Raw genomic sequence first — 21,699 nt, forward strand, 5'->3', positions numbered from 1 at the left:
GCGGGGCCGGGGTGCCAAGCCATTTGCGGGCGGGTCACGAGGCGGCCTTCAGCACCGAGGCCACGATCGGCCCGGCGGAGTCGCCGCCGTGCCCGCCCTCCAGGACCATCCCGGCGGCGGCGACGTCACCGCGGTAGGCGAGGAACCACCCGTTGGGCTGTTCCTGGCCGCCGACCTCCGCGGAGCCGGTCTTGGCGCCGACGTCGCCGTAGACCCCGCGCATCGCGCCGGCGGCGGTGCCGCTCGACGCGGTCAGCCGCATCATCGACTTGAGGTTGCTCCGCACGCCGGACGGGAGGGCGCTGCCCGCCTTCGCGAGGGGACCCTCGATCAGGTCGGCGGCCACCAGCCGGGGCTGGCGGAACACCCCGTTCTGCACGGTGGCGGCGACGGAGGCCATGTTGAGCGGGCTCATCTGTATCTGGCCCTGGCCGATCATCTCCTCCGTCATCTCGTCGCCCGGGCCGCCGGGGACGCGGCCGTCCCAGGCCGGGACGCCGACGTTCCAGGTCCGGCCGAAGCCGTAGTAGCGCTGGGCGACCGAGGGGACCGAGGACTGGTCGAGGTGGCCGGCGAGCTTGATGAAGCCGGTGTTGCAGGAGATCGCGAAGTCCCGCTGGAAGGTGGCCGACGGGTCGGAGGAGCTCTCCACGTTGTGGAACATCTTGCCGTTGTCGAAGTTCGCGGTCGCCGGGCACGGCGCCGGGGTGCCCGGGGACACGCCCTTCTCCAGCAGGGCGGTCGCGGTGACGACCTTGAAGGTGGAGCCGGGGGCGACCTGCGCGTTGAAGGCGTTGTTGTTGTCGCTCGCCGGGTTGTTGGCGAAGGCGAGGATCTCGCCCGTGCCGGTCCTGACCGCCGCGACCGAGGACTGGCCGCTGCGCTTGACCGCCTGCTCGGCGGCCTTCTGGAGCGTGGCGTCCAAGGTGGTGGGGAGCTTCGCGGCCGTGCCCTGGGTGATCACGTGCAGCGTCTGCCCGGGGCCGTCGGCGCCGTTCACCCAGGTCTCGATGCCCGCCTTGCCGCCGGAGAGCTTGGCCCCGTAGCGCTCGCGGAGCTGGGGCAGCACCGAGGCCAGGGACGGGTAGTCGTCGGCGTCCAGCTCCTTGCCGTTGCGGTCGACGACGACCACCGGCGGCGAGGCGGCCTCACCGGTCTCCAGCGACTGACCCGCCGTCAGTTTGGGGTGCAGCACCGCGGGTTCCCAGTCGACCAGGGGACGATGGGTGGTCTCGCCGCGGAAGACGGTGAGGGCCGAGGAGTACGTCCACGTGGAGGACTTGCCCTGGTAGGAGAGCGAGGCCACGACCTTGAACGGCACCACGGCCCCCTGGGCCGCGCCCGGCGTCAGCCGTACGCGGGCGACGTGCGCCTGCTTCCGGTACGCGGACAGGCCCGTGGAGGCCTCCGCCGCGTCGTTGGTGAGGGCCCCCGCCGCGGTGGTGTCCCCCTTGGCCCACGCGGCCAGGAAGTCCGCGGCGGTCTTCTTCACCTCCGCCGCGGTCGGCGGCCCGGTCTCCACCGGGGCGGCCTCCGTGGAGAGACCGCCACCCCCGGCCAGCCCGTTGTAGATGTTGTACGCCCCGTACCCCGCGGTCCCCACCAGTCCCGCGGTCAGCGTGGCGACGATCCCCAGCTTCACACCTCGGCGCATGGCACCGACCCTCCCCGTGGTCCCCCTGAACATGTTCAAAATTGAGGCAATGCAAGCGCACTCTACGGGACGGAGAGGGGCCTGAGGCTGTCGACCGGGTCACAGCTTCGGCACGCGCTTCCCATCGATCGGGAAAGTCCGCCGGTCGGGGCCGTCGCGCGGCGGGGTCACCGTTCCGGCCCGGGGGGCAGCCGTTCCTCGTCGGTGAGGGCCAGCTCCGCCCAGACGATCTTGCCTTCCGCGGTCCTGCGGACACCCCACCGCGTGCACAGCTCCGCGACGATCACCATGCCCCGGCCGCCCTCGTCCGTGGGGTCGGGACGGCGCGGCAGCGGCGGGCCCGGACCGGCGTCGAAGACCTCGCAGGCCAGCTTCATGTGCCGGATGAGCCGCAGCCGTACGGGTCCCGCCCCGTGCAGGACGGCGTTGGCCAGCAACTCCGCGACGATCTGCTCGGCGGCCGCCCGCAGCCGGTCCAGCCCCCAGGCGGACAGCTGCCGGGCCGCCTCGGCCCGCACCCGTCCGACCGCGGCCGGATCGGCGGGCATCTCCACGCTGAACACCCGGTCGGGGCTCAGCCGGCAGGTCTTGGCGAGCAGCAGGGCGACGTCGTCGTCCTGTCCGCGCTTGGGCAGCAGGTCGACCACCGCGGTGCACAGGTCCTCCAGCGATGTGCCCGGCGGCCGGCTGAGCGCGGTCCGCAGGCGCTCCAGGCCGTCGTCGATGTCACCGTCCCGGGTCTCCACGAGCCCGTCGGTGTACAGGGCGATCACGCTCCCCGCGGGCAGCTCCAGGTCGACCGACGGGAAGGACCGCAGTCCCACGCCCAGCGGCGCGCCGGCGGGGATCTCCGGGAAGCCCGCCGTGCCGTCCGGGGTGATGATCACCGGCGGCGGATGCCCGGCCCGGGCGATGGTCAGGCGCTCGTCGGTGGGGTCGTAGACCGCGTACAGGCAGGTGGCGCCGAGGATGCCGGCGGCGGGCGAGGGCTCGTCGGAGTCCTCGAAACCCAGCCGGACGACGAGGTCGTCCAGCGCGGACAGCAGCCGGTCGGGGGGCAGGTCCAGGCCGGCGAGGGTGCTCACCGCCGTGCGGATCCGCCCCATGGCCGCGGCGGCGTTGAGCCCGTGCCCCACGACGTCCCCGACGACCAGGGCCACCCGGGCACCGGACAGCCGGATCACGTCGAACCAGTCGCCGCCCACCCCGTCCTGCGTGTCCGCCGGGAGGTAGCGCCAGATCGTCTCCAGGGAGAACCCGGCGCTCGGCTTGCGGGGGAGCAGGCTGCGCTGCAGCGTCAGGGCCATGGTGTGCTCGCGCGTGTAGCGGCGGGCGTTGTCCAGGCTGAGGGCGGCCCGGCTGACCAGCTCCTCCGCGAGCGTCCGGTCGTTCTCGTCGAACGGCGTGGGGTTCTCGCTGCGGACGAGCACGGCGACACCGAGGATCTCGTCCCGCGCGACGACCGGCAGGATCAGCAGGCTGTGCATCCCGAGGTCGAGGACCCGCTCCAGTCGCCGCGGGTCCTCCTCCAGCCACGTGCCGGGCTCGGTGTCCAGCTCCGCCTCCATGTACGTCCGGCCGGAGCTCAGCACCTCGATGAACGGCGAGTGCGGGGGGACGAAGACGGGGCTGCCGCGTGCGTAGAGCGACTCCCGGAAGTCGTGGTGGACCGAGGCGATCCCCGCCCGGTGGAAGACGGGGACGTTGCCGTCCTCCAGCGGGCCGAGCCGGGTGAGCGGGGCGTCGCCGAGCCGCACCGATTCCGCGAGGTCGATCGTCGCGTAGTCGGCGAGCAGCGGTACCAGCAGGTCGGCGAGGTCCTGCGCGGTCTGCAGGACGTCCAGGTTGGTCCCGATGCTGGTCGCCGCGCGGCCGAGCACGGTCATGCGGTCCCTGGCCCGCCGGCTCTCGGTGACGTCCACGTTGACCGAGCAGACGCCGGCCCGGCCGTGGCGGACGTCCTCGATGCGGAAGACGGAGAGCGCGTACGCGCGGTGCCGCAGCCGGTCCAGCTGGCTCAGCTCCCGGTCGATCACCGGGACGCCGCTCTCCAGGACCTCGCGCAACAGGGCCTCGACCTGCTCGGTGTTCGCGTAGAGCGGTGACTCGTCCAGGTGCCGGCCCAGGCGCTCCTCCCGGGAGAGGCCGAACGCCTCGGCCAGGGCGTCGTTCAGCCACGCGGTGCGCAGGTCGCTGTCCCAGATCGCCATCGGGAAGGGGCACAGCTCCGCGGCCGACTCCAGCACGGACGCAGGCACCCCGGCCGTCGCGACCAGCCAGTCCTTCGTGCCCGAGGCCCCCGGCAACCCGGTCACCCGCAGGTCCACGTCCAGCCGCCCGCCGTCGCGGTGCCGCAGCGCGACCGGACCGGCCCACTCCCACGTGAACCCCCGCGGCCCGCCCTCCGGGCCGTCCAGCAGCATCGAGGCCGGTCTGCCCAGGACGTCCGCCGCCGCGTACCCCAGCAGCCTCTGCGCGACCTCGGTCCAGCGGACGAGGACCCCCTCCGCGTCGACCACCGCCAGAGCCGCGCCGACGCTGTCGAGCGCCGACGCCTGACCGGGCACGTTGCGATCGGGGGCGGACATACGTGACATTCCCTCGGGGTTCACGCTAGGTCCGTGGTCGTCCCCCTGCAAACGGTCACCGAGCAGGTCAGCGGCCCCGCGGCCGGGCGGGTCAGATCCAGGTGTCCAGCCACATCCGGTCGCGCCAGGCGTCCATGGGGATCGTCTGCCCGGTGTAGAGCGGGAAGAAGTAGATGAAGTTCCAGACGATCAGCAGCACCAGCGTGCCCGCGCCGACCGCGCCCCACATGCGGCGGCGTTCGCTCGCGCCGGGGGGTCCGAGGATCGCGCCGAGCATCATCGCGACCGCGAGGCAGAGGAAGGGCACGAAGACGACCGCGTAGAAGAGGAAGATCGTCCGGTCCTGGTAGAGGAACCACGGGAGGTACCCGGCCGCGATGCCGCAGGCGATCGCCCCGGCGCGCCAGTCGCGGCGGAAGATCCAGCGGTACAGGACGTACAGCAGGGCGAAGCACCCGGCCCACCACAGCAGCGGGGTTCCGATGGCGAGCACCTCGCGGGCGCAGCCGCCGGCCGCGGTGCAGCCGTCCTCGCCGAGCTTGGGGGACTCGTAGAAGTACGACACCGGGCGGCCCAGGACCAGCCAGCTCCACGGGTTGGACTGGTAGGTGTGCGGGGAGTGCAGGTTGACGTGGAAGTCGTACACCTGCGCTTCGTAGTGCCACAGGCTGCGCAGCGCCGCCCAGGACCGGGAGGGGAAGCCGCCGTCGCCCTTGGCCCAGTCGCGGTCGTAGCCCTTGTCGGTGGTGAACCAGCCGAGCCAGGACAGCAGGTAGGTGGCGACGGCGACGCCGACCACGGACAGGCCCGCCCACAGCCCGTCCAGCCAGAACGCCGTCAGCCGGGGGTGGCGGGCACCCGCCACGCGGCGGGCGCCGGCGTCCCACAGCACGGTGAGGACGCCGAACAGCGCCAGCACGTACAGGCCGTTCCACTTGGTGCCGATGGCCAGGCCCAGGCAGATCCCGGCCGCGATCCGCCACGGGCGGACGCCCAGCCACGTGAAGGAGGCGACGCGGTCGTCCGGGCGGCCCTCGGGCAGGGCGGCGGCGAGCCGGGCCCGTGCGCGGTCCCGGTCGATCAGCAGGCAGCCGAAGGCGGCCAGCACGAAGAACATGACGACGAGGTCGAGCAGGGCGACGCGGCTCATCACGAAGTGCAGGCCGTCGACCGCCATCAGGCCGCCCGCGAGGCAGCCCAGCGCGGTCGAGCGGAACAGCCGTCGGCCGATCCGGCAGAGCATCAGCACCGACAGCGTGCCGAGCACCGCCATCGCGAAGCGCCAGCCGAAGGGGTTCAGCCCGAAGATCCACTCACCGGAGGCGATCACCCACTTGCCGACCGGCGGGTGCACCACGTACGAGGGGGCGTCGGAGAGCGGGATGGAGGGCGGGGTGGCGAGGATCAGGTCGTTGGCCTTGTCGGGCCAGCTGCCCTCGTAGCCGTACTGCAGGAGCGACCAGGCGTCCTTCGCGTAGTACGTCTCGTCGAATATCACCGCGTGCGGGCTGCCCAGGTTCCAGAACCGCAGCAGGCCCGCGAAGAACGCCACGAGCAGCGGCCCGCCCCAGCCCGTCCAGCGGGCCAGCCGGCGTGCCGTCGCCGGGCCCACGCCGAGCGCCGCCCACGCCCGTGTCCCCGGTTCGGGGAACGGCGGGACCAGGCGCTCGCGCACGTCGGGGCGCGGGCGGTCCACGTAGCCGAAGCGGCGCAGCTGCCGCTGCCAGGGGCTCTGCTCCTCCGCGGCCTTGGGGGCGTCCTCGACCCGGTGCGCATGCGTCGCGGTGTCACTCGTCACCGGGCCATCGTAGGGAAGCCGCATGTGTATGTGCTGAGGACCGGGCCAACCGGGGGTACGCCGCCGTGCCGCGGCAGGCCCGGCCGGGTGTGCGGCGGGTGGGAGACTGGGGCGGTGACTAGCTCCGCAGGACCGGCCGCAGGCGTACTCGTGCTCGCAGGGACCCCCATCGGTGACGTCGCCGACGCCCCGCCCCGGCTCTCCGCGGAGCTGGCCGGGGCCGACGTGATCGCCGCCGAGGACACCCGGCGGCTGCGCCGGCTCACCCAGTCCCTGGGCGTGACCACCACCGCCCGGGTCGTGTCGTACTTCGAGGGCAACGAGACGGCCCGCACCCCGGAGCTGGTCACGGCGCTGGAGGAGGGCGCCCGGGTGCTGCTCGTCACCGACGCCGGGATGCCCTCGGTCTCCGACCCCGGCTACCGGCTGGTCGCGGCGGCCGTCGAGCGCGACATCCGGGTGACGGCCGTCCCCGGACCGTCCGCCGTGCTGACCGCGCTCGCCCTCAGCGGCCTGCCCGTGGACCGCTTCTGCTTCGAGGGCTTCCCGCCCCGCAAGGCCGGCGAGCGGCGGGCCCGGCTGGGCGAGGCCGCGGGGGAGCGGCGCACCCTGGTCTACTTCGAGGCCCCGCACCGCCTCGCCGAGACCCTCGCGGCGATGGCCGAGGCCTTCGGCGCCGGGCGCCGGGCCGCCGTCTGCCGCGAGCTGACCAAGACCTACGAGGAGGTCCGGCGCGGTCCCCTGGAGGAACTGGCGGCCTGGGCCGCCGAGGGGGTGCGTGGGGAGATCACGATCGTCGTCGAGGGCGCCCCGGAGACCGGGCCGCAGGAACTGGACGCCGCCGAGCTGGTGCGCCGGGTCCGGGTCCGTGAGGAGGCGGGGGAGCGGCGCAAGGAGGCGATCGCGGCCGTGGCGACGGAGGCGGGGCTGCCCAAGCGGGAGGTCTTCGACGCCGTGGTGTCCGCGAAGCACGCCGCGAACCAGCCCACAACCGGCTAAACGCGGCGCGGTGCAAAGTCCTATCGTAGGAGAGGGAAAAACCTGGGCCGCCTGCTCGGCCCCGTGTCACATACTCCCCAAAACTGGCTCAAGAAAGGGCACCCCCGCTATCGCCGGCGCTTTCCCGGGCGTTCGCTGATGGAGGGAAGTCCCGCTCCGGACGCCTCGTCCGGAGGGCAACAGGAGCTGCCATGAGCGAGACCATCGGAACCGATGGCACGGTTCGTGAGGCGTACGCCTTCGTCTGCATCAGCTGCGGACGCGGATGGGAGCAGGCGTACGAGATCGAGCACCACGTCGACGCGCAGGGTCGCGAGGTCGTCTGGTACATGGCGGACGGCAAGCGTGTGCCGTCCCCGCTGACCCGGCCGACGTGCGTGGAGTGCGAGAGCCACAAGGTCCGCATCATGCGGGCCGGACAGGTCTCCGATGTCGCCGGGTCGTGGTCGGCCACCGCGGCCGCCGGCCCCCTGCCCGCGGCCTCCGACATGCGCCGGGTGCCGGCCTCGCCCGCCGTGGAGGACGCCGAGCGCCGCGCACGGCACTGGTCGCCCCGCAACCTGCTGCACCGCAGGAGGGACGCCCGGTAGCCGCCGCGGCCCCACGCCTAGGATCTGGGGCATGCCCGAGCAGAACCAGAGCCAGAGCCGGCGCCCGAAGAAGGACGCGTCCGCCGCCCCTCCCCTCCCCGAACCGCTCGCGGTCCCGGTGGCGGACTCGCACACCCACCTCGACATGCAGGAGGGCAGCGTCGAGGAGGCGCTGGCGAAGGCGGCGTCCGTCGGCGTGACGACCGTGGTCCAGGTCGGCTGCGACGTCGACGGCTCCCACTGGGCGGCACGCACCGCCGGGGCGTACGAGCAGGTGTGGGCGGCGGTCGCCCTGCACCCCAACGAGGCCCCCAGGATCGTCCACGGGGACCCCGACGGCTGGAGCCGGCAGGGGGCGCGGAAGGCGGGCGGGCTGCCCGCGCTGGACGCCGCCCTGGCGGAGATCGACGCCCTCGCCGCGCTGCCCCAGGTGCGCGGCGTCGGCGAGACCGGGCTGGACTACTTCCGCACCGGGCCCGACGGCGTCGAGGCCCAGCAGTACTCCTTCCGCCGCCACATCGACATCGCCAAACGGCACGGCAAGGCCCTGGTCATCCACGACCGCGAGGCCCACGCCGACGTGCTGCGCATCCTCGACGAGGAGGGGGCGCCCGGCACCGTCGTCTTCCACTGCTACTCCGGCGACGCGGAGATGGCCAAGCTCTGCGCCGACAAGGGCTACTACATGTCCTTCGCCGGCAACGTCACCTACAAGTCCGCGCAGGACCTGCGCGACGCGGTCGCCGTCGCCCCCGCCGAGCTCCTCCTGGTCGAGACCGACGCGCCCTTCCTCACCCCCGTACCGCACCGCGGCCGCCCCAACGCCCCGTACCTGATCCCGGTCACCGTGCGGGCCATGGCCGCTGCCCGGGGCGCCGCGGAGGACGAGCTCGCCGCGGCCATCGGGGCCAACACGGCCCGGGCCTTCGGCTACTGACGCCGCGTCGCGCGGTTCGCGCGGTCGGCGTAACACGGTTGTCCGATTCCGGACGTCCGGCGGCCGCGCCGACGGCCTCCGGGGGCGGCGCAGGGCGCGCTGACCACGGTCACGGAGGGTGTCGCGGTCCCCTCGTCCGGCGACACGGCGTGACCGTCCTGCTTGGGAGAGTGACGAATCCTCCGCTATGGTCCCGGTTCGGTCCGATCGGACCGGGCCGGAGGTACGCCGTGAGCAACAGGAGCAAGGCGGGCACGACGCAGGCCGGAACACGGTCCTACGCGGACGGCCCCTACCGCAGGACACCGGGCACGGCCCCCGTCGACGAGGACGTCGCGCCGCGCCCCGGACGCGCGGCCGCCCGGCGCAGGCGCGCCGCGCGGCGCCCGGACGCGCTGAGCAGGCTGCTGCCCCAGGCCCTGGTCGTCGCCTGCCTGGCGGGCGGCAGCACCGCCTACCTCGCCGGTGGCAAGGCCGTGCAGCTCAGCGTGGACGGCCGGCCGCGCACCCTGCACACCTTCGCCGGGAGCGTGGAGGAACTGCTGCAGCGCCAGGGCATCGAGGTCGGCGACCACGACATCGTCGCCCCCGACCCCGACGCGGCGCTGCAGGACGGCGACACCGTCGCCGTCCGCTACGGCCGCCCGGTCGCGCTGACCCTCGACGGCCGGCCCCGGCGGATCTGGACCACGGCCGGCACCGTGGACGGCGCCCTGCGCCAGCTGGGCGTGCGCGCGGACGGCGCGTACCTGTCCGCCTCCCGCGGCGAGGCGATCGGTCGGCACGGACTGGAACTGGACGTCCGCACCGAACGCCAGGTGACCTTCCTCGTCGACGGCCGTGAACGGCCGGTCCGCACCAACGCCGCCACCGTCGGCGAGGCGCTGCGTGACGCCGGCATCGCCCTGCACGGCCTCGACACCACCTCCGCCGACCCCGACGGCTTCCCGCGCGAGGGCCAGACGATCTCCGTCCGGCGCATCCGGGGCCACGACGAGGTCCACGAGGAGCCGGTGCCCTTCCCCGTCGAGCGGACGGAGGACCCCTCGCTGTTCGAGGGCACCACAGCCGTCGACACCCGGGGCAGGAACGGGCTGCGCCGCGTCACGTACGCGTACCGCACGGTCGACGGGGTCCGGCGCAAGCCGCGGCGCGTCGCCGAGGAGGTGCTGCGCGAGCCCGTGCGGCAGGTCGTGCGCGTCGGCACCAAGCGGCTCCCCGACAGCGTCGAGGGCGCCGACCACCTCAACTGGAAGGCCCTCGGCCGGTGCGAGGCGGGCGGCCGGCCGAACGCGGTGGACGCCTCCGGCACCTACGGCGGCCTCTACCAGTTCGACCAGCGCACCTGGCGCAACCTGGGCGGCCACGGCCGCCCCCAGGACGCCTCCGCCAAGGAGCAGACGTACCGCGCCAAGCGCCTGTACATCCAGCGCGGTGCCAGCCCCTGGCCGGTGTGCGGCCGCAAGCTCTACTCGTAGCCCGCCGGAGGTCCCGCCGGGCCCGGATACCCTTGAGCGGTGAGCACCACCGACCACTCCGGTCCCGCCGACGACGCCCTGCTCGGCCCCGCCGACATCCGTGAGCTGGCCGCCGCGCTGGGCGTCCGCCCCACCAAGCAGCGCGGCCAGAACTTCGTCATCGACGCGAACACGGTGCGCCGCATCGTGCGCACCGCGGACGTCCGGCCCGACGACGTGGTCGTCGAGGTCGGCCCGGGGCTCGGCTCGCTCACGCTGGCGCTGCTGGAGGTGGCCGAGCACGTCACCGCCGTGGAGATCGACGACGTGCTGGCCGAGGCCCTCCCCTCGACCGTCGCCGCCCGCCTGCCGGGCCGGGCCGGCCGCTTCGCGCTCGTGCACCTCGACGCGCTGCGCGTCGAGGAGCTGCCGGGTCCGCCGCCCACGGCGCTGGTGGCCAACCTGCCGTACAACGTGGCCGTCCCGGTGCTGCTGCACATGCTCGCGACCTTCCCGACCATCGAGCGCTCCCTGGTCATGGTGCAGTCCGAGGTCGCCGACCGGCTGGCCGCAGGGCCCGGCTCCAAGGTGTACGGGGTGCCCTCGGTGAAGGCCGCCTGGTACGCCGAGGTGAAGCGGGCCGGGGCCATCGGCCGCAACGTCTTCTGGCCCGCCCCGAACGTGGACTCCGGGCTGGTCTCGCTGGTCCGCCGCAAGGAGCCGCTCGCCACCACCGCCACCCGCGAGCAGGTCTTCGCGGTCGTGGACGCCGCCTTCGCGCAGCGCCGCAAGACGCTGCGGGCCGCGCTGGCCGGCTGGGCGGGCTCGGCCGCCGCCGCCGAGGAGGCGCTGGTGGCCGCGGGGGTGTCGCCGCAGGCGCGCGGGGAGGCGCTGACCGTTGAGCAGTTCGCGGCGATCGCCGAGCACGGCGGTGGCGGCCGCTCACTGCGGTGACAGAGGGCACAATGGGGGCGCCGCCGTGCCGCACGCACCGAAGGCCCCGCATCGAGTGCCCCACGCTCACGCTCCGAGGAGAACCGCGCAAGTGACCCGCCGACCCGCGTCCGTGACCGTCCGCGTCCCCGCCAAGGTCAACGTCCAGCTCGCGGTGGGCGGACCGCGCCCTGACGGCTTCCACGACCTGGCCAACGTCTTCCTCGCCGTCGGCCTGTACGACGAGGTCACCGTCGCTCCCGCCGAAGAGCTGCGGATCACGGTCACCGGACCGGACGCCGACCAGGTCCCGGCCGACGCGAGCAACCTCGCCGCCCGCGCCGCGATCGCGCTCGCGGCGAGGCACGGGCTGGAGCCGCGCGTCCACATCCACATCAACAAGGACATCCCCGTCGCGGGCGGCATGGCCGGCGGCAGCGCCGACGCGGCGGGCGCCCTGGTCGCCTGCGACGCGCTGTGGGGCACCGGCGCGAGCCGCGAGGAACTGCTCGCGATCTGCGCCGGCCTCGGCAGCGACGTCCCGTTCAGCCTGGTGGGCGGCGCCGCCCTCGGCCGGGGCCGCGGCGAACTGCTGGAGCCGCTGGAGACCGGCGGCACCTTCCACTGGGTCTTCGCCGTCGCCGACGGCGGCCTGTCCACGCCCGAGGTCTACCGCGAGTGCGACCGGCTGCGCGGCGACGCGGCCGTGCCGGAGCCGGAGGCGTCCCCGGCCCTGCTCGACGCGCTGCGCACCGGCGACGCCGTGGCCCTCGCCGCCTCCCTGGCGAACGACCTCCAGCCGGCCGCGCTCTCCCTGCGCCCCTCGCTGGCCGCGACCCTCGCCGCGGGCGCCGAGGCCGGCGCCCTGGCCACCCTGGTCTCCGGCTCCGGGCCCACCACCGCCTTCCTCGCCAAGGACGCCGAGTCCGCGCAGGCCGTCGCCGGCGCCCTCGCCGCCTCCGGCACCTGCCGCGCGGTACGGGTCACCACCGGCCCCGCGCAGGGCGCGACCCTGCTCTGAGTACCCGTACTCACCGTCTTCCGGGGCGAGTTGAGTAGGGCGGGCCTGACGGAGCGGCGCCCCGCCGCGGGATCGTGCCGTCATGGGGATGACAGCCGGAGAGATCGCCGCGGCCACGCCCGCGGCACGGGACCGTTACGTCGACTTCCTGCGGGTGGCGTCGCTGGCCACGGTCGTGCTGGGGCACTGGCTGATGGCGGCGGTGACCACCGGGGCCGACGGGGGCGTCGAGGTCGGCAACCTGCTGGCGGTGCGCCCGGCGCTGCAACCGCTGACCTGGGTGCTGCAGATCATGCCGGTGTTCTTCTTCGTCGGCGGCTTCTCGCACGCGCTCTCCTACCGCTCCGTCGCACGCTCCGGCGGCGGGTACGCGGCCTTCCTGCGGGCCCGGCTGCGCCGGCTGCTGGGGCCGACGATGCTGTTCGTCGCGGTGTGGGCCGCGGGCGCGCTGCTGCTCCCCGTGCCGGACGTGGCGGCGCGACTGGTGGCGCAGCCGCTGTGGTTCATCGGGATCTACCTCGGCATGGTGGCCTTCACCCCGCCCTTGCTGCGACTGCACGAGCGGTACGGCTGGGGCGCCTTCGCCGCGCTGTCGGCCGGCGCGGTCGCGGTGGACGTGCTGCGCTTCGCCCTCGACGTGCCCTACGTGCCGTTCCTGAACTTCGCCTTCGTCTGGCTCGCGGTGCACCAGCTGGGCTTCCTGCGGGCGGACGGCCGGCTGCGCCTCCCCGCGGCGCTGGCCGTCTGCGGGCTGGCGGGGGCGGTCGCGCTGGTGGCGCTCGGGCCGTACCCGCTGTCCATGGTGGGCATGCCCGGCGAGCGGATCTCGAACATGGCGCCGCCCACGCTCGCCCTCCTCTGCCACGGCGTGTGGCTGGTCGGCGCGGTCGAACTGCTGCGGCGCCCCGCCGCGCGCCTGCTGGAGCGCCCGCGCGTGTGGCGCGGCGTGGTCGCCGCGAACGGCATCGCGATGACGGCCTTCCTCTGGCACCTCACGGCCATGCTCGCCGTGTACGGCGCGCTGATCTCCCTGGGCCGGACGCTGCCCGCCCCGGCCACCGCCGCCTGGTGGGCCCAGGTGCCGCTGCGCGTGGCGGCCGCGACCGCCCTCACCGCCGCCCTGGTCGCCGTCTTCCGCCGCGCCGAACGCCCCCCGGCCCCGCGCCCCGCCCAGGCGCCGGGCCCGCTCTCCGGCCCCGGTGCCGCGTTCGGCGTCGTCCTCGCGCTGCTGGGCGTCCTCGGCCTGTCCGCCGTCGGCTTCGACGGCCACTCGGCCACCCTGATCGCCTTCCGCGTCACGGCTCCGGCATCCGTCCTCATGGCCGTCGCCGGCTGGGCCCTGGTCGAAAGGGCGGGCCGCGTCAGGGCTGAGCCGGGCTTCAGCCCACCCGGCCGACCTTGAGGACGAGCACGGTGACGGTCTCGGCGTCGGGCCGGTACAGGACACGCCAGTCGCCGGCGGACAGCCGCCCGTACCCCGAACCTCCCAGGGCGTGCGCAGTCCGGAGGTGCGGTTCCCCGGCCACATCCCGGACGGCAGCCGCGCAGGCCTTCGCACCCACCGGGTCGAGGACGCGCAGGCGGCGGAACTCGGCCATGGCCTGGTGCTGCCAGACGACGGTGTGGGTCACGAGGCATCGGCCTGACGGTCCTCGTCCTCCAACCGGGCCATGAACTCGTCGTGCGTCATCGCGGGGCCGGTGGGAGCCGATTCGCGGGCTGCCGCCTCGGCAGCGTCCGCCGTATCGCGCAGACGCTGCAGTTCCTCGAGGGCGCTTATCGGGATGAGCGCGGCGGCGGGTTTCCCGTACTCGCTGATCAGGATGTGTTCATGCCCGTGCCGGACTCGGCCGACGAGCTGCCCGAGCTGGTTGCGCGCTTCCACGAGCGGATACGTATCCATGGGAAAACTGTACAGACCTGCGGCTGTGTACGGTTGGCGATTCACCTCTGGTGGGCGAGCCCACCCGCACGGGTGTCCGGGGGGCGGTCGCCGTACCCGGGGGGTGAGGGGGCCGCACTACCCTGGGAGGTCGTTCTTTCGTAGTGACAGGAGTCCCATGGCCGTCAACCTGGTCAACGTCGAGTCCGTCAGCAAGGTGTACGGAACGCGCACCCTGCTGGACGGGATCTCGCTCGGCGTATCGGAGGGCGACCGCATCGGCGTCGTCGGCCGCAACGGCGACGGGAAGACGACCCTGATCCGGATGCTGGCGAAGCTGGAGGGGCCGGACACCGGGCGGGTGACGCACACCTCGGACCTGCGGCTGGGCGTGCTGACGCAGCACGACAGCCTGGACCCGCAGGCCACCGTCCGGCACGAGGTGGTCGGTGACCGCGCGGACCACGAGTGGGCGGGCGACGCGAAGATCCGGGACGTGCTCACCGGCCTCTTCGGCGGGCTGGACCTGCCCGGCTTCCCGCAGGGGCTGGACACGGTGATCGGGCCGCTCTCCGGTGGTGAGCGCCGCCGGATCGCGCTGGCGAAGCTGCTGATCGCCGAGCAGGACCTGGTCGTGCTCGACGAGCCCACCAACCACCTCGACGTCGAGGGCATCTCCTGGCTGGCCGGTCATCTGCGGGCACGGCGCTCGGCCCTGGTGTGCGTGACCCACGACCGCTGGTTCCTGGACCAGGTCTGCACCCGCATGTGGGACGTGCAGCGCGGTGACGTCCACGAGTACGAGGGCGGTTACAGCGACTACGTCTTCGCCCGCGCCGAGCGCGAGCGGATCGCCGCGACCGAGGAGGTCAAGCGGCAGAACCTGATGCGCAAGGAGCTGGCCTGGCTGCGCCGCGGTGCCCCCGCCCGCACCAGCAAGCCGCGCTTCCGCATCGAGGCGGCCAACGAGCTGATCGCCGACGTGCCGCCGCCGCGTGACAACGCCGAGCTGATGAAGTTCGCCACGACCCGGCTGGGCAGGACGGTCTTCGACCTGGAGAACGTGACCGTGCAGGCCGGACCCAAGGTGCTGCTGAAGCACCTGACCTGGCAGCTGGGCCCCGGCGACCGGGTCGGCCTGGTCGGTGTCAACGGCGCGGGCAAGACGTCCCTGCTGCGGGCGCTCGCGGACGCCGCCGTCAGCGAGGGCGAGCAGCAGCCCGTGGCCGGCAAGGTGGTGGTCGGCAGGACCGTACGGCTGGCCTACCTCTCGCAGGAGGTCGCCGAACTCGAGCCGTCGCTGCGGGTGCTGCAGGCGGTGGAGTCGGTGCGCGGCCGCGTCGACCTCGGCAAGGGACGGGAGCTGACGGCGGGTCAGCTCTGCGAGAAGTTCGGGTTCACCAAGGAGAAGCAGTGGACCCCGGTCGGTGACCTGTCCGGCGGCGAGCGGCGCCGGCTGCAGTTGCTGCGGCTGCTGATGGACGAGCCCAACGTGCTCTTCCTCGACGAGCCCACCAACGACCTGGACATCGAGACCCTGACCCAGCTGGAGGACCTGCTCGACGGCTGGCCCGGCTCGATGGTGGTCATCTCCCACGACCGGTACTTCCTGGAGCGGACCACCGACCGCACCTTCGCCCTGCTCGGCGACGCGACGCTGCGCATGCTGCCGCGCGGCATCGACGAGTACCTGGAGCGGCGCCGCGCGGCCGTCGAGGCCGCCACCCCCGCGCCCGCCCCGGCCAAGCCGAAGGGCGGCGGCGACAGCCGCGCGGCCAAGAAGGAACTGCAGCGCATCGAGCGGCAGCTGGACAAGATCGGCGAGAGGGAGTCGAAGCTGCACGCCGCCATCGCCGAGAACGCCACCGACTTCGAGAAGGTGGCCGAACTCGACATGGAGCTGCGGTCGCTGGCCGCCGAGCGCGAGGAACTGGAGATGCGCTGGCTGGAACTGGCGGACGAGGTGTAGCAGTGCCGTAACGGTCCTTCGGCGCGGGGGCGGAACGGTGTGTCACCGGTGGTACAAAGAGGGTCACCGTCCGCCTCCGCACACCTGTGCCCGAAAGGTGCCCGCTGATGTCGCAGCCGCCGCCTCCCCCCGGCAACCAGCCCGGATTCGGGCCGCAGCCGCCTCAGTACGGTTACCCGCCGCAGCAGCCCAACCCCTACGCCCAGCCGCCGGCCCATCCCCAGGGACAGCAGCCGCCGCCCCCGCCCCCGCCGCCGGGCCCGTACGGCCCCAACCCGTACGCCCAGGCGCCGACCCAGCCCCTCCCCGGGTACGGCTACCAGCCGTACCCGCAGTACCCGCAGCCGCCGAAGCGCGGCAAAGGCAAGGTGGCCGCGATCGTGGCGGCGGCGATCGCGGCCGTCCTGGTCGTCGGCGCGGGGGTCTTCCTGGCCGCGGGCGGCGACGACGGGCCCTCGGACACCCCGGCGAAGGGCGGCAGCAGCAGCCGCCCGGCCGGCGACGGCCCGCTGAAGGCCCGCGCGTTGTGGGACAAGAAGGCGGTGCGGCCGTCCAAGTCCGAGATCACCGCCCCGGTGGCGGAAGCCTGGTTCACCGGCAACGCCGTCGTGAAGACGATGCCCGACGCGCTGCGTTCCTTCGACCTCGACAGCGGCAAGGAGAACTGGTCGATCCCGCTGGAGGGGGAGTCCTGCCCGGGCCCGGAGTCGGCGGCCGGCGACCGCCTGGTGCTGCAGTACGGCACGGACTGCGACAGCGTGATCGCCGTCGACATCGCCCACGGCAAGAAGCTGTGGGCGAAGAAGCTGCCCGACCCGGACGGCCGGACCTCGCACAGCTACTCGCAGATCGCGCTCACGGGCGACACGGCGGCCGTCTCCTGGATCGGCGGTTCGGTCGCGTACAAGATCAGCACCGGGGCCGTGCTGTGGACGCCCAAGGCCGGTTCGGAGTGCACCGACAAGGGCTACCACGGCGGGAGCGCGCTGGTCGCGGTCGTCGAGTGCGGCGGCTTCGGCGGTGACGAGTACGTGCAGGGCCTGGGTGAGGGCGGCGCCAAGAAGTGGTCCTGGCAGGTGCCGAGCGGCAGTGAGGTGTACAGCGTCATCTCCACGGACCCGGTGGTCGTGGGGCTGTCGGCGGGCAGCCTGTCGATGACCGACATCGTGTACCTGGACGGCGGCAAGATGAAGAGCCGCATCTCGCTGGGCGCGGGCGGCGCGGACGCCACGTACCGGATCCACTGCGAGGACAACCGGTGCACCAACGTCGCCGTCGACGGCACGACCATCTACCTGCCCACCAAGACCCACTCGGGCAGCGGCACCTCCTACTCCCAGACGAACGAGATCGCCGCGCTCGACCTCACCACCGGCAAGCCCACGTGGCTCGCCAAGCCCGACCAGGAGCGCGAGCTCAAGATCGTCGGCATCAGCGGCGGCAAGGTCGTCGCGTACCAGAAGAACACCTACGACAAGCCGGGCCGCCTGCTGCGGCTCGATCCCGCGACCCGCGGGTTCACCGTCTTCATGGAACTGCCGGAGAGCGGCAAGGACCTGGAGAACGACTTCCTGGACAGCGATTCGGGCTGGTGGCTGTACGAGGACCACTTCTTCCTGACCTCCGACCACATCTCCGCCTCCGCCAACCTGACGGACCGGTCCATCGCGGCCTTCGGCTGACCGGGCCGGGGGAGGGCGACGGCGCGCGAGGCCCGCAAACAAGCACACCCGGTCGCAAGTCGGCCATGTTTGGAGATAATGCGGATTTAGGGAGGCTTCTGCCGAGTAGGGGGCGCAAAGCGTCGAACAAACGTGTACCTTCCCGGGCATGGCCCGGGGCCGCCGCGGGGGCACAGGCGGTATGCCGGAGGGGCTTCGCCGCGGCATGTGAAGGGGGATCGGCTTGGACTCGGTGGGCAGGCCCGCACCAGTCCATGGGGGGATGAGGGGGACGCCCATGGGCGTACGGCTCGTCGTCGTCGACGACCATCGTCTGCTGGCCGAGGCGCTCGCCTCGGCGCTGAAGCTGCGCGGGCACCGGGTGCTCGCGGCGGCCGCGCCCGCGTCGGGCGCGGCGGATCTCGTACTGAGCCGGTCGCCCGAGGTGTGCCTGATCGGGACGGCGGCGCCGGCCGAGCCGGGCGCCTTCGACGCGGTCGTCCGCATCAAGCGGGAGCGGCCGGGGGTCGCGGTGCTGGTCCTGGGGCCGGTGCCCAACCCGCGCGGGATAGCCGCCGCGTTCGCCGCCGGCGCGTCCGGCTACGTACGGCACGACGAGCGGATCGAGGGCGTCGAGCGGGCGATGGCCAAGGCGCGTGCCGGCGAGGTGGCCGTGGCGCCCGCGCTGCTGCAGAGCGCGTTCGCCGAGCTGCTCAACCCGGTGGCCGAGCCGGACGACGAGGGCACCAGACTGCTGCAGATGCTCACCCCGCGCGAGGTCGAGGTGCTGCTGCGGGTCGCGGAGGGCGAGGACACCCGGCTGATCGCGGCGGGCATGCGGATCGCGCCGAGCACCGCCCGTACGCACGTGCAGCGGGTGCTGATGAAGCTGGGGGTGGGCTCCCGGCTGGAGGCCGCCGCCCTGGCGGCCCGCACGGGGCTGCTGGACCGGGTCAGTCACCATCTCCCGGGCGGTGCGATCCCGGCTCAGGCGTCTCCTCCGCTGCGGGCGGGGGAGGAGGGGGACTGAGCTTCATCCACAGGAGGAAGAGCAGTCCCAGCACCAGCATGCCGATCCCGGTCCAGAGGTTGATGTTGATGCCCTGGGCCTTGGCGATGTCCGCGTCGGACGCGGTGATCCCGGCGATGGTCACGATCACCCCGTAGACCACGAAGAGGCCGCCGATGACACGGCGCACGTCGAACAGGCGTGCCGCCGAGGCCGACTTCTGCTCCAGATCCTCGATGCGGTGCTGGAAATCCGGCTCGTTGCCGTACTCGCTCACGACGCGTCACCTCACAGGGAGAAGGGGATGTAGCACAGCACGGCCAGGAGGACGGCGCCCCAGCCGAGCAGTGCCGGCCTGCGGTACCAGGCGTCGTCGCCCTTGGCGGGCGGCTCTGCCATGCCGGGGGAGGTGGTCCCGTAGACGAGTCCGGCCAGCGATTCGACGGGCTTGGGCTTGGTGAACCACGAGACGAGGACCATCACCACACCGCCGACGACGAAGGCGGCGATGGCGGAGACGAAGTTGGCGCCCTGGTCGCTGGGGATCGAGATCAGGCCGCCCTTGTAGAACCCGAAGTAGTTGATCATCGCGGCGACCGTGCCGCTCAGCAGCCCCCAGAAGCCGGCCGCCGCGGTGGAGCGCTTCCAGAACATGCCGAGGATGAAGACGCAGAACAGCGGCACGTTGAAGAACGAGAACAGCGTCTGCAGGTAGTTCATGATGTTGCTGAAGGACGAGGCGATGAAGGCCGTGCCCATGCCGATCAGCACGCCGATCGCGGTCACCACGCGGCCGGTGGTGACGTAGTACCGGTCGGGCCGGTCGCGCCGTACGTAGGCGCCCCAGATGTCGTACGTGAAGACGGTGTTGAAGGACGAGACGTTGGCCGCCATGCCGGCCATGAAGGCGGCGAGCAGCCCGGTGATCGCGATGCCGAGGACGCCGTTGGGCAGCAGGTCGCGCATGAGCACCGGGATCGCGTCGTTGTACTGGAGCCCGCTGCCCGGCTTGCCGATGCCCGGCTCCATCACGAGTGCGATCAGTCCCGGCAGGACCACGATCAGCGGGATGAAGATCTTGGGGTACGCGGCGATGAGCGGGGTGCGCTGGGCGGCCGAGAGGTTCTTCGCGGACAGGGCGCGCTGCACCTCGGCGAAGTTGGTCGTCCAGTAGCCGAAGCTGAGGACGAAACCGAGGCCCAGCACGATGGTCAGCCAGTTCGCCCCCAGCGGGTTCGGCGAGCCGATGCCGGTGCCGTCCCAGGCGCTGAGGAACGCGGCGCCGTGGGAGTCGGTGAGCGAGTCCGTCAGCCCGGACCAGCCGCCGACCCGCTTCAGGCCGACGACGGTGAGCGGGATCAGCGCCGCGAGGATCACGAAGAACTGCAGCACCTCGTTGTAGATGGCCGAGGACAGGCCGCCGAGGGTGATGTAGAAGAGCACGAAGAAGCCGGAGACGACGATCGCCACCCACTGCGGCCAGCCGATCAGTGCCTCCAGCACGATCGCCATCGCGTAGAGGTTGACCCCCGCGATCAGCAGTGCGGACACCGCGAAGATGATCGAGCTGAGCAGGTGCGAGGCCGGCCCGAAGCGGTGCAGCAGGAACTCCGGCACGGAGCGGACCTTGGAGCCGTAGTAGAACGGCATCATCACCAGGCCGAGGAAGACCATGGCCGGAATGGCGCCGATCCAGTACCAGTGCACCGTGTACGCGCCGTACTGTGCGCCGTTGGCGGCCATCCCCAGGATCTCGGTGGCGCCCAGGTTGGCGGCGATGAACGCCAGACCCGTGACCCAGGCGGGCAGCGACCGGCCGGACAGGAAGAAGTCGAGGCTGGTCCGGACGGCGCGGCGGGCGGCGAAGCCGATGCCGAGGACGACGACGAAGTAGATCGCGAGGATCGAGTAGTCGAGCGCGTTCGTGGGGAGCCGTAGCCCTTCTGCCAGGTTCTGCATGGTGTGATCACTCCCCGCAACGGGGTCTCCGTTGACGTTGCTGTTGCGTTGTGGTTCATTGTGTTTGGTTCTGTTTGTTGGCGTGGTGTGAGGAGCCCGCAGGGTGAAGAAGACATCGACCCGGCTCGCCGACGGGCGCGAGCTGATCTACTACGACCTGCGCGACGACGAGCCCCGCGACGCCGTCGACCGCCGCCCGCTGGACCCGGTGACCAGCGCTTCGGAGATCCGCCACGACCCGCTGCTCGGTGACTTCGTCGCCATCGCCTCCCACCGCCAGGCCCGCACCTACCACCCGCCCGCGGACGAGTGCCCGCTGTGCCCGTCCCGGGACGGCCGGTTGAGCGAGATCCCGGAAGACCACTACGACGTGGCCGTCTTCGAGAACCGCTTTCCCTCGCTCAGCGGAAAACATGGCCGTTGCGAGGTCGTCTGCTTCACCGACCGGCACGACAAGTCCTTCGCCGACCTCACCCCCGAGCAGGCGCGGCTGGTCCTCGACGCCTGGACCGACCGCACGGCCGAACTCTCCCGGCTGCCGGGCGTCGAGCAGGTCTACTGCTTCGAGAACCGCGGCGAGGAGATCGGCGTCACCCTCGGCCACCCGCACGGCCAGATCTACGGCTACCCGTACGCCACCCCGCGCACCGAGCTGATGCTGCGTTCGCTGGAGCGGCACCGCGAGGCCACCGGCGGCCGCAACCTCTTCGACGACCTCGTGGCGCGCGAGCGCGAGGACGGCAGCCGTGTCGTCCTGGAGAGCGAGCACTGGACGGCGTTCGTGCCGTACTCCGCGCACTGGCCGTACGAGGTGCACCTCTACCCCCGCCGCAGGGTGCCGGACCTCACGGCCCTGGACGAGGCGGCCCGCGCCGAGTTCCCCGGGCTCTACCTGGAACTGCTGCGCCGCTTCGACCGGCTGTTCGGTCCCGAGGGGGCGCCGCCCACCCCGTACATCTCCGGCTGGCACCAGGCGCCGTTCAGCAGCGCGCAGCGCGAGGAGTTCGCGCTCCACCTGGAGCTGTTCACGATCCGCCGCACCGAGGGGAAGCTCAAGTACCTCGCGGGCTCCGAGTCCGGCATGAGCGTCTTCATCAACGACGTGCCGCCGGAGACCGCCGCGAGCCGCCTGAGGGAGGTCGCCTCCCCGTGAGCGGCGCACCCATGATCGTCACCCCGCCCCCTACCGGCGCGTGTTCATCCGGCGCCGCTACCGTGGCCCCGAGTCGAACCCGAGAAAGG

General features: G+C 72.8%; 18 protein-coding genes. 11 read left to right on the top strand and 7 right to left on the bottom strand.

From position 1 onward, the window contains the following. Positions 1–34: 34 nt before the first annotated feature. From ACFV3E_RS17110 to ACFV3E_RS17120, 3 genes are all read right to left on the bottom strand, one after another. Positions 35–1,654, bottom strand: coding sequence for a penicillin-binding transpeptidase domain-containing protein (locus ACFV3E_RS17110; RefSeq protein ID WP_500535380.1), 1,620 nt, complete (start codon positions 1,652–1,654; stop codon positions 35–37). A gap of 167 nt (positions 1,655–1,821) precedes the next feature. Continuing rightward, positions 1,822–4,242: a SpoIIE family protein phosphatase gene (locus tag ACFV3E_RS17115; RefSeq protein WP_500535381.1), complete on the bottom strand. Its 2,421-nt coding sequence runs from the start codon at positions 4,240–4,242 to the stop codon at positions 1,822–1,824. A 91-nt stretch (positions 4,243–4,333) separates the two neighbouring features. Beyond that, positions 4,334–6,064, bottom strand: a complete 1,731-nt coding sequence (locus tag ACFV3E_RS17120) for a dolichyl-phosphate-mannose--protein mannosyltransferase (protein WP_500535382.1) — start codon at positions 6,062–6,064, stop codon at positions 4,334–4,336. Between the two features lie 90 nt (positions 6,065–6,154). Between ACFV3E_RS17120 and rsmI the strand changes: the two genes are divergently transcribed. From rsmI to ACFV3E_RS17155, 7 genes are all read left to right on the top strand, one after another. After that, positions 6,155–7,039 (top strand): 16S rRNA (cytidine(1402)-2'-O)-methyltransferase, encoded by an 885-nt coding sequence (gene rsmI / locus ACFV3E_RS17125; protein WP_500535383.1) that lies wholly within the window; start codon positions 6,155–6,157, stop codon positions 7,037–7,039. A 191-nt stretch (positions 7,040–7,230) separates the two neighbouring features. Beyond that, complete coding sequence (locus ACFV3E_RS17130) at positions 7,231–7,629, top strand: hypothetical protein (RefSeq protein WP_500368908.1); 399 nt, start codon at positions 7,231–7,233, stop codon at positions 7,627–7,629. Positions 7,630–7,660: 31 nt separating this feature from the next. Continuing rightward, entirely contained in the window at positions 7,661–8,566 is a 906-nt protein-coding gene (locus tag ACFV3E_RS17135) for a TatD family hydrolase (protein ID WP_500535384.1), read from the top strand. A gap of 230 nt (positions 8,567–8,796) precedes the next feature. Next, positions 8,797–10,044, top strand: coding sequence for a resuscitation-promoting factor (locus ACFV3E_RS17140; RefSeq protein ID WP_500535385.1), 1,248 nt, complete (start codon positions 8,797–8,799; stop codon positions 10,042–10,044). A gap of 39 nt (positions 10,045–10,083) precedes the next feature. Beyond that, on the top strand, positions 10,084–10,977 hold the full coding sequence (gene rsmA / locus ACFV3E_RS17145; RefSeq protein ID WP_500535386.1) for a 16S rRNA (adenine(1518)-N(6)/adenine(1519)-N(6))-dimethyltransferase RsmA: 894 nt from the start codon (positions 10,084–10,086) through the stop codon (positions 10,975–10,977). Positions 10,978–11,068: 91 nt separating this feature from the next. Further along, positions 11,069–11,977, top strand: a complete 909-nt coding sequence (locus tag ACFV3E_RS17150) for a 4-(cytidine 5'-diphospho)-2-C-methyl-D-erythritol kinase (RefSeq protein ID WP_500535387.1) — start codon at positions 11,069–11,071, stop codon at positions 11,975–11,977. A gap of 82 nt (positions 11,978–12,059) precedes the next feature. Then, positions 12,060–13,379, top strand: coding sequence for an acyltransferase family protein (locus ACFV3E_RS17155; protein ID WP_500535388.1), 1,320 nt, complete (start codon positions 12,060–12,062; stop codon positions 13,377–13,379). Here ACFV3E_RS17155 and ACFV3E_RS17160 read toward each other — a convergent pair. Both ACFV3E_RS17160 and ACFV3E_RS17165 read right to left on the bottom strand, forming a co-directional pair. Next, entirely contained in the window at positions 13,357–13,608 is a 252-nt protein-coding gene (locus ACFV3E_RS17160) for a type II toxin-antitoxin system RelE family toxin (RefSeq protein ID WP_500535389.1), read from the bottom strand. The two genes, ACFV3E_RS17155 and ACFV3E_RS17160, sit on opposite strands and share 23 nt — an antisense overlap. Then, the gene (locus ACFV3E_RS17165; RefSeq protein ID WP_500535390.1) at positions 13,605–13,880 is read right to left on the bottom strand and encodes a type II toxin-antitoxin system Phd/YefM family antitoxin; all 276 of its coding nucleotides are present in this window, start codon (positions 13,878–13,880) and stop codon (positions 13,605–13,607) included. Before ACFV3E_RS17165 ends, ACFV3E_RS17160 begins: the two co-directional genes overlap by 4 nt. A gap of 157 nt (positions 13,881–14,037) precedes the next feature. On the opposite strand from ACFV3E_RS17165, the gene ACFV3E_RS17170 reads away from it, so the two are divergent. The 3 genes from ACFV3E_RS17170 to ACFV3E_RS17180 all read left to right on the top strand — a co-directional run bounded on the left by ACFV3E_RS17170 (position 14,038) and on the right by ACFV3E_RS17180 (position 18,519). Next, positions 14,038–15,828 (top strand): ABC-F family ATP-binding cassette domain-containing protein, encoded by a 1,791-nt coding sequence (locus ACFV3E_RS17170; RefSeq protein ID WP_500535391.1) that lies wholly within the window; start codon positions 14,038–14,040, stop codon positions 15,826–15,828. Positions 15,829–15,935: 107 nt separating this feature from the next. Then, complete coding sequence (locus ACFV3E_RS17175; protein WP_500535392.1) at positions 15,936–17,510, top strand: outer membrane protein assembly factor BamB family protein; 1,575 nt, start codon at positions 15,936–15,938, stop codon at positions 17,508–17,510. Positions 17,511–17,787: 277 nt separating this feature from the next. Beyond that, complete coding sequence (locus tag ACFV3E_RS17180) at positions 17,788–18,519, top strand: helix-turn-helix transcriptional regulator (protein WP_500535450.1); 732 nt, start codon at positions 17,788–17,790, stop codon at positions 18,517–18,519. On the opposite strand, the gene ACFV3E_RS17185 is transcribed toward ACFV3E_RS17180, so the two are convergent. Next, complete coding sequence (locus ACFV3E_RS17185; RefSeq protein WP_500535393.1) at positions 18,443–18,775, bottom strand: hypothetical protein; 333 nt, start codon at positions 18,773–18,775, stop codon at positions 18,443–18,445. The two genes, ACFV3E_RS17180 and ACFV3E_RS17185, sit on opposite strands and share 77 nt — an antisense overlap. Before the next feature lie 11 nt (positions 18,776–18,786). Then, the gene (locus ACFV3E_RS17190) at positions 18,787–20,457 is read right to left on the bottom strand and encodes a sodium:solute symporter family protein (RefSeq protein WP_500535394.1); all 1,671 of its coding nucleotides are present in this window, start codon (positions 20,455–20,457) and stop codon (positions 18,787–18,789) included. Positions 20,458–20,560: 103 nt separating this feature from the next. Here ACFV3E_RS17190 and galT point away from each other — a divergent pair, with 103 nt between their 5' ends. Then, positions 20,561–21,610: a galactose-1-phosphate uridylyltransferase gene (galT, locus tag ACFV3E_RS17195; RefSeq protein ID WP_500535395.1), complete on the top strand. Its 1,050-nt coding sequence runs from the start codon at positions 20,561–20,563 to the stop codon at positions 21,608–21,610. The last annotated feature ends 89 nt before the right edge of the window (positions 21,611–21,699 follow it).

Origin of the sequence: Streptomyces sp. NPDC059718, assembly GCF_042733315.1 — a bacterium.
Classification (GTDB): domain Bacteria; phylum Actinomycetota; class Actinomycetes; order Streptomycetales; family Streptomycetaceae; genus Actinacidiphila.